The following is a 10553-nucleotide window of genomic DNA, read 5'->3' as shown; positions in this document are numbered from 1 at the left end:
GGCCGATCTCGATCAGGTCGACGCCCGGGGCCTGGCGCGCCAGGCGGCGCGCGGTGCTGCGGCGCCAGGGCCGGCGCGAGCCGCTGCGCCCGAGGGCGATGCGCGACAGGTTGTGGTCGCGCGCATAGTCGACGGTCTGGGCGGCGACGTCGTCGCCCGACAGCATCGCGGTGGTGGCGCCCAGGTCCCCGGCCAGCGCCAGCGTGTCCATGATGCGCTGGCGCGCGGCGTCCGGCAGCCGCGCCAGGCGCGGCGTCTCGACGTACACCGCATGCCAGCCGGTGCCGAGCTGGGACGCCATGCGCGCGCCGCTCCTGACCACGTGTTCGGCCAGCCCGCCCGGCCCGACGCACACCAGCAGCCCGGCGCCGGTCTTCCAGATCGCGTCGATCGACTGCTGTTCGCGCCAGGCGCGCACATCGCCCTCGACCCGGTCGGCGGTGCGGCGCAGCGCCAGCTCGCGCAGCGCGATCAGGTTGCCCTTCCTGAAGAAATTGCCGGCCGCGCGCTCGGCCTGTTGCGGCTGGTAGACCTTGCCCTCCTTCAGGCGCGCCAGCAGCGCGTCGGCCGGCAGGTCGACCATGATCACCTCGTCGGCCGCGTCGAACACCCGGTCCGGCACCGTCTCGGCCACGCGGATGCCGGCGATGCCGCCGACCACGTCGTTCAGGCTCTCCAGGTGCTGCACGTTGACGGTGGTGAGCACGTCGATGCCGGCGTCGAGCAGTTCCTCGACGTCCTGCCAGCGCTTGGGATGACGCGAGCCGGGCGCGTTGGAGTGCGCCAGCTCGTCGACCAGGATGATGCCGGGCGCACGTTCGAGCGCGGCGTCGAGGTCGAACTCGTCGAGCTGCCGGCCGCGATGGTCGACGCGCCTGCGCGGCAGCACGTCGAGGCCGTCGAGCAGGCGCGCCGTCTCCACCCGGCCGTGGGTCTCGATCACGCCGACCAGCGGCGCCTTGCCTTCGGTCCGCAGCTTGCGCGCTTCCTGCAGCATGGCGTAGGTCTTGCCGACGCCGGCCGAGGCGCCGAAATAGATGCAGAGGCGCCCGCGCGCGGCGCGCCGCTCGTCCTCGCGCATCTGGGCGAGCAAGGCGTCGGGGTCGGGTCGCTGTTGGTCGTGCGGCATGGTTCAGCGAGTATGCCCGCTTTCGGCGTCCAAGGCCATGTTCAGGGCCAGCACGTTGACGCGCGCCGCGCCGAACAGGCCCAGGAAAGGCCGCTCGGTGTGCGCCTCGACCAGGGCGCCGACCCGCGCCGCCGGCAGCTGGCGCGCACGCGCCACCCGCGCTGCCTGGTAGCGCGCGGCGGCCACGCTGATCTCGGGATCGAGGCCGCTGGCCGAGCTGGTGACCAGGTCGACCGGCGCCAAGGCCGTGTTGCCCGGATCGAGCGCGCGCAGCGCCGCGATCCGGCCCTTGACGGCTTCTTGCAGGGCCGGGTTGAGCGGCCCCTGGTTCGAGCCGCTTGATCCGCCGCCGTTATTGGCCATCGGCGCGGTGGCCGAGGGACGGCCCCAGAAATAGCCGGGCGCACTGAACGACTGGCCGATCAGGCGCGAGCCGACCACCTGGCCGTCCTGCTCGACCAGGCTGCCATTGGCCTGGACCGGAAACGCGGCCTGGGCCACGCCGGTGACCAGGAGCGGATACAGCACGCCGCAGGCCAGGGTGAGCGCCGCGAACAGCGCCAGCGCGGGGCGAAGAATCGATTGCATGACAACTCCTTACGTCAGGTTGAAGGCGGCGAGCGCCAGGTCGATCAGCTTGATGCCGGCGAACGGCAGCAGCAGGCCGCCCAGGCCATATACCAGCATGTTCCGGCGCAGCAGCGCGGCCGCGCCGATCGCGCGGTAGCGCACGCCGCGCAGCGCCAGCGGAATCAGGAACACGATGATCAGGGCGTTGAAGATCACGGCCGACATGATCGCGGACGCGGGGCTTGCCAGCCCCATGACGTTGAGCGCGTCCAGGCTCGGATAGGTGGCCACGAACATGGCCGGCACGATCGCGAAATACTTGGCGATGTCGTTCGAGATCGAGAACGTGGTCAGCGCGCCGCGCGTCATCAGCATCTGCTTGCCGATCTCGACGATCTCGAGCAGCTTGGTCGGGTTCGAATCCAGGTCGACCATATTGCCGGCCTCCTTCGCCGCCTGGGTGCCCGAGTTCATCGCCACCGCCACGTCGGCCTGGGCCAGCGCCGGGGCGTCGTTGGTGCCGTCGCCGGTCATCGCCACCAGTTTCCCTTCCGCCTGGTAGCGGCGGATCAGGGCCAGTTTCTCTTCGGGCGTGGCCTCGGCGATGAAATCGTCGACGCCCGCCTCGGCCGCGATCGCCGCCGCCGTCAGCTTGTTGTCGCCGGTGACCATCACGGTCTTGACGCCCATGCGGCGCAGCTCGGCGAAGCGCTCGCGGATGCCTCCCTTGACCACGTCCTTGAGTTCGACCACGCCCATCACGCGCGTGCCGTCGGCCACCACCAGCGGCGTGCTGCCGCGGCGCGAGGCTTCGTCGACGCTGCGCTCGACGTCGCCGGGCCAGGCGGCGCCGATGGACTCCATATGCCGACGAATGGCCGAGGCGGCGCCTTTGCGGATATGGCGCTCCCCCAGGTCGACGCCGCTCATGCGGGTCTGCGCGGTGAACGGCACGAACACCGCGCCCATCGCTTCCATCGCACGCTCGCGGATATTGAAACGGTTCTTGGCCAGCACCACGATGCTGCGCCCTTCCGGCGTTTCGTCCGCCAGCGAGGCCAGTTGCGCCACGTCGGCCAGTTCCTCCTCCGTCACGCCCGGCGCCGGCCGGAAGGCGGCGGCCTGGCGGTTGCCAAAGGTGATGGTGCCGGTCTTGTCGAGCAGGAGCACGTCGACGTCGCCCGCCGCTTCCACCGCACGGCCCGAGGTCGCGATCACGTTGGCCTGCAACATGCGGCTCATGCCGGCCACGCCGATGGCCGACAGCAGGCCGCCGATGGTGGTCGGGATCAGGCACACCAGCAGCGCCACCAGCGCGGTGATGGTCACCGCCTGGCCGCTGCCCTGGGCCTGCACGGCGAAGATCGAGAACGGCAGCAGGGTCACGGTCACGACCAAAAACACGATCGTCAGGGCCACCAGCAGGATCGTCAGGGCGATCTCGTTCGGCGTCTTCTTGCGCGCCGCGCCTTCGACCATGCCGATCATGCGGTCGAGGAAGGTCTCGCCCGGATTGGCCGACACGCGCACCACCAGCCAGTCGGACAGCACGCGCGTGCCGCCGGTGACGGCGCAGAAATCGCCGCCCGATTCGCGGATCACGGGCGCCGATTCGCCGGTGATGGCGCTCTCGTCGACCGAGGCGACGCCGTCGACCACTTCGCCGTCCACGGGAATCACGTCGCCCGCCTCGACCAGGAAGAACATCCCCTTGCGCAGCTCGCTCGAGGCGCAGGCCTGCCACGGCGCGCCATGCGCGGGATTGGCCAGTTTTTTGGCGGTCACGGTCTGGCGCAGGCTGCGCAGCGAGGCGGCTTGGGCCTTGCTGCGGCCTTCGGCCAGCGCCTCGGCGAAGTTCGCGAACAGCACCGTGAACCATAGCCAGACGGCGGTGGCCAGGATGAAGCCCGCCTGTGCCTGCTCCTGTGCCTCGCCCTGCCCTGCCAGCGCCTGGAACCAGAGCAGGGTCGTGATGATGCTGCCGATGTAGACCACGAACATCACCGGGCTGCGCAGCTGGGTGCGTGGATGGAGCTTGCGCAGCGCGTCGACCATCGCCGGCCAGACGAGCGTGGAATCGAACAGGCTCAGGGAGCCGCGTGGCGCCTGGACGGGATTGTGGGATATCTGTTCCATATCATTCTCCAAACAGCTGAAGGTGTTCGACCACCGGTCCCAGCGCCAGCGCAGGGACATAGTTGAGGACACCGACCAGCACCACGACGGCGGCCAGCATGCCGACGAACATGGGGCCATGGGTAGGCAGGGTGCCGGGGGTGGCGGGCAGGCGCTGGCGGCCGGCCAGCGAGCCGGCGATCGCCAGCACCGGCACGATCACCGCGAAGCGGCCGAACCACATCGCCACGCCCAGCAGGGTGTTATAGAAAGGCGTGTTGGCGGACAGGCCGGCGAAGGCGCTGCCATTGTTGTTGGCGGCGGACGTGAGCGCGTACAGGATCTCGGAGAAGCCGTGCGCGCCCGGATTGGCCACGCCGGCGGTGCCCGATGCCGAGGTCACCGCCAGCGCGGTGCCCAGCAAGACCAGGCAGGGCGTGACCAGGATGACCAGCGCGGCCATCTTCATCTCGTAGGCCTGGATCTTCTTGCCCAGGTATTCCGGCGTGCGGCCGATCATCAGGCCGGCGATGAACACCGCCAGGATCGCGAACACCAGCATGCCATACAGGCCCGAGCCGACGCCGCCGAAGACCACTTCGCCGAACTGCATCAGCACCATCGGGACCATGCCGCCCAGCGGCATGAAGGAATCGTGCATGGCGTTGACCGCGCCGCACGATGCGGCCGTGGTCATCACCGCGAACAGGCTCGACGCGGCGATGCCGAAGCGCGTTTCCTTGCCTTCCATATTGCCGCCCGCCTGCAGGCTGCTCGCGACCTGGTCGACGCCCAGCGGGGTCAGGAGCGGATTGGCCTGCTGCTCGGCGGCGAAGGCGGCGACGGCGGCGATGACGAACAGCAGCGTCATCGTCCCCAGCACCGCCCAGCCCTGGCGGATATCGCCCACCATGTGGCCGAAGGTGAAGCACAGCGCGGCCGGGATCAGGAAGATGGCGACCATCTGCGCGAAGTTGGTGAGCGCATTCGGGTTCTCGAGCGGGTGCGCGGAATTGGCGTTGAAGTAACCGCCGCCATTCGTGCCCAGCATCTTGATGGCTTCCTGCGAAGCGACGGGGCCCATCGGGATGACCTGGGTGTCCGCACGCGTTTCTGTCGCATCGACCATGTAGGTCACCGGCTCGAGCAGGCGCGCCTCGGCGTGCCCCGACAGGCTCTGCACCACGCCCTGCCCGGCCAGGAACACCGCGAGCATCAGCGACAGCGGCAGCAGCACGTACAAGGTCGAGCGGGTCAGGTCGACCCAGAAGTTGCCGATCGCACCGCTCGATCGCGCGGCGAAGCCGCGGATCAGCGCGAACACGACGGCGATGCCGGTGGCGGCCGAGAAGAAGTTCTGGCCGGCCAGGCCCACCATCTGGGTCAGGATGCTCATGGTCTGCTCGCCGCTATAGCCCTGCCAGTTGGTGTCGGCGACGAAGCTGATGGCGGTATTGAAGCTCGAGTCCGGGCTGACGTTGGCCATGCCCTCGGGGTTGAGCGGCAGCCAGGCCTGGAGGCGCTGCAGCGCGTAGACGAAGACCGCGCCGACGGTGTTGAAGGCGATCAGCGCCAGCGCGTAGGCTTTCCAGTCCTGGGCGCTTGATGCGGCCGGGCCGGCTAGGCGGTACAGCGCGCCTTCGATGCCGGCGGCCCAGCCCAGGCCGGGCACCTTGCCGTCCGCGGCGACGCGGGCGATGAAGCGGCCCAGCGGCCAGGCGAGCAGGAGCAGCACCAGCAGGAAGGCGGCCAGGAGGACGATGAATTCGGTGGTCATCACAATTCCTCCGGCTTGAACAGGGCCACCAGCAGGTAGACCAGCAGCGCGGCAGCGGCCAGGCCGCCGATCACGTAGGACAGATTCATGGCTTGCCTCCCGCTTGTGCGCAACCGGCCACCAGCAGGCAGGTCAGGCGGACGAAGATCAGGAGCGCGCCGAGGTAGATGAGGTCCATGGGCGTTCTCTATCAGAAGGTGCGGCTGACGGTCAGTTGCAAGGCGTCGCGGCCGGTGAATTTTCCGTTGACCGGCGAGGTGTACGCCGACTTGCTGGCATTGGTGCCGAGGTAGGCGAGGCTCACCGTGGCAAGGGAGAACGAGCGGCTCACGCCGATCTTCCAGTCGGTGTAGTCGGATGCCGGGTTGTTCTTCACTTCCTGGCGGCCGGCGTGCAGTTGCAGGGTCAAGCCATGGCCGACGTCGAGGTTGGCGCCGATGTCGAGGTAGCCGCTGTTCTCGCTGTCGACGAAGCCGAACAGGTTGGTGGTGGCATGCGAGTATTTGACGTAGGCCGGGCCATAGCCCAGCTGCGCATAGACCTCGGTGGTGTGGGCATTGACCCAGCCCGGGAGCCGGCCCAGGCCGTTGTCGGGATAAACATAGCGCAGCACGCCGACGTCGTACGACAGGCCCTGCGACAATGCGCCGCGCTTGCCGCCATAGACGTCGATCTCGACTTCACCGTCGCCGCCGGCGTCTTCGACCCACTTGATGGTCGAGGCCCAGACGCCGGCATACCAGCCGTCGGTGTGGACGTAATCGACGCCGCCCTGCAGCGCGGGACGCAGGCGCGTCTGCGAGATGGCGCGGTAGCGGTAGTCGGAGGTGACGGCGACGTTCCAGGCGATGGAAGAAGATGCCGCCGGCGCGGTCTCCAGGGGTTCGGTGACCTGGGCGTGGGCGGCGCCGGCGAACGCCAGGGTGGCGGCCAGCGCGTGAATCGATGCTTTCATGTGTTCCTGCTCGTGGTTGTGGTTGAAGCCATGCGGCGTCGCGAGGACGGCGCATGGAACACGAGCAGGTTAGCGATTCAGGCGTAAAAACCGGGTATAAAGGCCGGCGGACGGTGTAAACGCGGTGTAAAAATCAGCGCGCCGGCTGGGCGCGCAGCCAGTCCATGTACTTCGCCACGCCGGTCGCCACGTCGGTGAACGGTTCGTCGTAGCCGGCCGCGCGCAGCGCCGAGATGTCGGCCTGGGTGAAGCTCTGGTACTTGCCCTTCAGCTTGTCGGGGAACGGCAGGTACTCCAGCAGGCCGCCGTCGATGATCTGCTGCAGCGACAGCGCCGGCTTGCCCTCATTGGCCAGCGCGTTGACGGTGGCCACGGCCAGAACATTGAACGGCTGGGCGCGGCCGGTGCCGAGGTTGAAGATGCCGCGCTTGTCCGGGTGATCGAGGAAGAACAGGTTGACCTTGACCACGTCTTCCACGTAGATGAAGTCGCGCATCTGGGCGCCGGCCTCATAGCCTTCGTTGGCGCCGAACAGCCTGACCTTGCCGTCCTTGAGGAATTGGTGGTACTGGTGGAACGGCACCGAGGCCATCGTGCCCTTGTGCCCTTCGAGCGGACCGTAGACGTTGAAGTAGCGCAGGCCGACCACCTGGCTGCCGGCGTCCTGGCCCTTGGCCTGCCAGTAGCGGCGCAGGTACTGGTCGAACAGGAATTTCGAGTAGCCGTAGACGTTGAGCGGACGCTCGAGCGGGCGCTCCTCGCGGAACACCGTGCCGGCGCCGTAGACGGCGGCCGACGAGGCGTAGATGAAGGGAATGCCCTGGCGCTGGCAGAATTCGAACAGGGCGACCGTGTAGTCGTAGTTGTTCTTCATCATGTAGCGGCCGTCGGTCTCCATCGTGTTGGAGCAGGCCCCCTGGTGCAGCACGGCGGTGAACTTGTTGTCGAATTCGCCCGCCTTCAGGCGCACCAGGAAGTCTTCCTTGTCGGCATAGTCGGCGATCTCGGCGTCGACGATGTTGTGGAACTTCTCGGGACGCGACATATTGTCGACGGCGAAGACGCTGAACGGCTCGCGCTGAGACAGCGCGTGCACGAGGTTCGCGCCGATGAAGCCTGCTGCGCCGGTAACCAGAATCATGATAATAGTCCTCTTCAAATTAGCCCGCGCCCTCAGGCGCCGGCAAGCATGGGTTGCAAGGGCTGCCACACGTCGGCCGGAAGAATCTGCTTCATGCAGTTCTGGTGCCCCAGCGGGCATTCGCGCTGCTGGCAGGGCGAGCATTCGATGTGCAGCCACAAAATCTGCGCCAGCTGCGACAGCGGCGGCGTGTGGCGCGGGTCGGTGGGTCCATAGATCGCCACCACCGGCCGCCCCAGGGCGGCGCCGATGTGCATCAGGCCCGAATCGTTGGTCACCACGGCGGCGGCGCGCGAGATCAGCGCGATCGCTTCGCTGAGCGAGGTGGAGCCGGCCAGGTTGTGCGCCTGCGGCACGATGGCCGTGATCTCGTCGCACACCGCGCGGTCCTTGGGAGAGCCGAGCAGCAGGATCTGCGCATCCGGGCGATTGGCCAGGATGGTCCGGGCCAGCTCGGCGAAGTAGGTCGACGGCCAGCGCTTGGCCGGGCCGAATTCGGCGCCCGGCGCGAAGGCGACATACACGCCGGCCGGCAGCTGCAGGCGCGCGATCGCGGCCTCGGCTTCGCCCGCGGCGACCGTCATGACCGGCTCCGGCAAGCGTTCCGGGCGCGGCAGGTTTCGCACCGGCGCGTCGGCCAGCGCCTGGTAGAACTGGGCCATCGGGCGCGGCGCCGCCTTGTCGTCGTGGTGCATCACGTTGACCAGGCCGTAGCGCATCTCGCCCTTGTAGCCGACCCGCTTCGGGATTCCGGCCAGCCAGGGGATCAATGCGAATTTCAGGGTATTCGGCAGCACATAGGAGTCGGCATAGCCGCGCGCCCTGAGCATCTTCGCGAAGGCCTTGCGCTCCTTCCACTGCAGCGCGCCGTGCTTGAACGGCGACTCGATCACGGTGTCGACTTGCGCCATTGCGCGCCAGACCGGCGCCACCCAGGTCGGGGCCAGCACGTCGATCGGCCGCCCCGGCGCGAGCTCCTTGAGCCGGCGCAGCAAGGGCTGGGCCATCACGGCGTCGCCGATCCAGTTCGGGGAAATCACAAGGGTGCGCAACATGGTGTTCTTCGGGTGGTCTGCCAACCCACGATTATAGCAATCGCGGCCGATTCAGCATTCCTCCAGGCGCCAGCCGGTGTCCAGCGCGGCCAGGCGGTGGGTCAGCTTGACGCGCTCCAGGAACACGCGGTCGTGCGACACCACGACCAGCGCGCCCTGGTATCCGTTCAGCATCGTCTCCAGCGCCGCCAGCGACGCCAGGTCCAGGTGGTTGCTTGGTTCGTCCAGCAACAGCAGCGCCGGCGGCGTGTCGGCATACAGCACGCAGGCCAGGGCCGCCTTCAGGCGCTCGCCGCCGCTCAGCAGGCCGGCCGGCCGGGCGATCGCGCGCGCGTCAAGGCCCAGCTGGACCAGCCAGGTGCGCAGCATGTCCTGTCCGGCGCTGCGGTTCACGTCCAGCAGCTGGTCCAGGGTCGGGCGCCGCGGATCGAGGCTGGCCAGCTGCTGGTCCAGGTAGGCGACGTGCGCCGGCAGGCTGCATTCGCCCGCGACCGGGTCGAGCCGTCCCGCCAGCACCTTGAGCAGGGTCGACTTGCCGCTGCCGTTCGGGCCGACCAGGCCCACCCGCTGGCGCCCCGTCAGGCGCAGGCTGATGCGGTCCAGCGGTGCGGCCACCCAGGGCAGCACGACCTCTTCCAGCCGTGCCACGCGGCGCTGACCCACGCCGTCAGCCGAAACCGCGTGGATGCGCACGGCGGCGTCGGTGGCGACCCGATGAAAGGCGTCGCGCACGCGCCCGGCCTGATCCGCGCGCGCGGCCCCGTGCTGCTGGCGCAGGCGGCCGGCGCTGCCCTCGCTGCGCTCCTTGCCGCGGCCGAGCAGGATGGCGGCCTGGTTGGCCTGCCGGGCGTCGCGGTGGCCGCGCGCCTGGCGCCGGTCCTGGCGTTCGCGCTGCGCGCGGCGCGCGGCTTCGTCGCGTCGCAATTCCTGGCGCGCATGATCGAGCGCGCACTGCGCCGCTTCCTGTTCGTGGCAGCGCGCTTCTTCGTAGAACGCGTAGTTGCCGCCATAGCTGCGCAGGCCCTCGCTGGACAGCTCGACGATGCAGTCCATCGCGTCCAGCAGCTCGCGGTCGTGGCTGATCACCAGCAGGCCTTTGGACCAGGCCTGCAACTGGCGCTGCAGCGCCGCGCGGCCCGCTGCATCGAGGTGGTTGCTCGGCTCGTCGAGGATCAGGAAGTCGGGATCGAACAGGGTGGCGCCGATCAGCGCCACCCGCATCGCCTCGCCGCCGCTGAGCGCGGCCAGCGGCGTGTCGAGGTCGACGTGCGGCAGGCCATGCGCCTGGCAGGCCTGGCGCAGGCGGGCGGCGATATCCCAGTGCTCGCCCACCGCATCGAAATCGTGCGGGTCGGCGCTGCCGGCCTCGATGCGCGCCAGGGCCGTCGTGATCGCGCCGATGCCGGCCAGTTCAGCCACCGACGCCGCCCGGCCGCCGCCCGCCTGCTGCGACAGATAGGCAATGCGGCCCGCACGCAGGCAGCGGCCGGCGCTGGGCGCCAGTTCGCCGGCCAGCAGGCGCGCGAGCATCGACTTGCCCACGCCGTTGCGTCCCACCAGGCCGGTGCGGCGCAGGTCGAACTGGTGATGCAGGTTTGAAAACAGGACGCTGCCGTCGGGCAGATGCAGGGACGCGCCGTCGAGCGCTAGAATGGGATGCGTCATATGTACGACTCCAGGGATGCCTGAACGCTTCCGCAGCCATGCTGGGAAGACCGGAAAAATGGCATCGATGAGGTATTACACGTGCGCGCTCCTTGGAAATGACGGTCTATGGTAGCAGGATCGGTCCTGCTGGACAAATTGCCCAC

At 68.7% G+C, this 10553-nt stretch carries 9 protein-coding genes; all 9 read right to left on the bottom strand.

Annotated features, from left to right (window positions below; genetic code table 11):
* Positions 1-1129: KdpD family sensor histidine kinase (locus HMPREF9710_RS18125; RefSeq protein WP_005668704.1), on the bottom strand; the 1129-nt coding region annotated here is incomplete at its 3' end.
* A gap of 3 nt (positions 1130-1132) precedes the next feature.
* Positions 1133-1717: a potassium-transporting ATPase subunit KdpC gene (kdpC, locus tag HMPREF9710_RS18120; RefSeq protein WP_005668701.1), complete on the bottom strand. Its 585-nt coding sequence runs from the start codon at positions 1715-1717 to the stop codon at positions 1133-1135.
* Between the two features lie 9 nt (positions 1718-1726).
* Positions 1727-3835, bottom strand: a complete 2109-nt coding sequence (gene kdpB / locus HMPREF9710_RS18115) for a potassium-transporting ATPase subunit KdpB (protein WP_005668699.1) — start codon at positions 3833-3835, stop codon at positions 1727-1729.
* A 1-nt stretch (position 3836) separates the two neighbouring features.
* Entirely contained in the window at positions 3837-5591 is a 1755-nt protein-coding gene (gene kdpA / locus HMPREF9710_RS18110) for a potassium-transporting ATPase subunit KdpA (protein WP_005668697.1), read from the bottom strand.
* Positions 5591-5680, bottom strand: coding sequence for a K(+)-transporting ATPase subunit F (gene kdpF / locus HMPREF9710_RS18105; RefSeq protein ID WP_005668695.1), 90 nt, complete (start codon positions 5678-5680; stop codon positions 5591-5593). Before kdpF ends, kdpA begins: the two co-directional genes overlap by 1 nt.
* A gap of 101 nt (positions 5681-5781) precedes the next feature.
* The gene (locus HMPREF9710_RS18100) at positions 5782-6546 is read right to left on the bottom strand and encodes a TorF family putative porin (RefSeq protein ID WP_005668692.1); all 765 of its coding nucleotides are present in this window, start codon (positions 6544-6546) and stop codon (positions 5782-5784) included.
* Between the two features lie 133 nt (positions 6547-6679).
* Positions 6680-7690, bottom strand: a complete 1011-nt coding sequence (gene rfaD / locus HMPREF9710_RS18095; RefSeq protein ID WP_040777395.1) for an ADP-glyceromanno-heptose 6-epimerase — start codon at positions 7688-7690, stop codon at positions 6680-6682.
* Between the two features lie 29 nt (positions 7691-7719).
* Positions 7720-8742, bottom strand: coding sequence for a lipopolysaccharide heptosyltransferase II (waaF, locus tag HMPREF9710_RS18090; protein ID WP_005668688.1), 1023 nt, complete (start codon positions 8740-8742; stop codon positions 7720-7722).
* Positions 8743-8793: 51 nt separating this feature from the next.
* Entirely contained in the window at positions 8794-10407 is a 1614-nt protein-coding gene (locus HMPREF9710_RS18085) for an ABC-F family ATP-binding cassette domain-containing protein (protein ID WP_005668687.1), read from the bottom strand.
* Between the last annotated feature and the right edge of the window lie 146 nt (positions 10408-10553).

Origin of the sequence: Massilia timonae CCUG 45783, assembly GCF_000315425.1 — a bacterium.
In the GTDB taxonomy this organism is placed as follows: domain Bacteria; phylum Pseudomonadota; class Gammaproteobacteria; order Burkholderiales; family Burkholderiaceae_D; genus Telluria; species Telluria timonae.
Note: the sequence above shows the minus strand (reverse complement) of the source record. Positions and strands in the feature narration are given on the sequence as shown.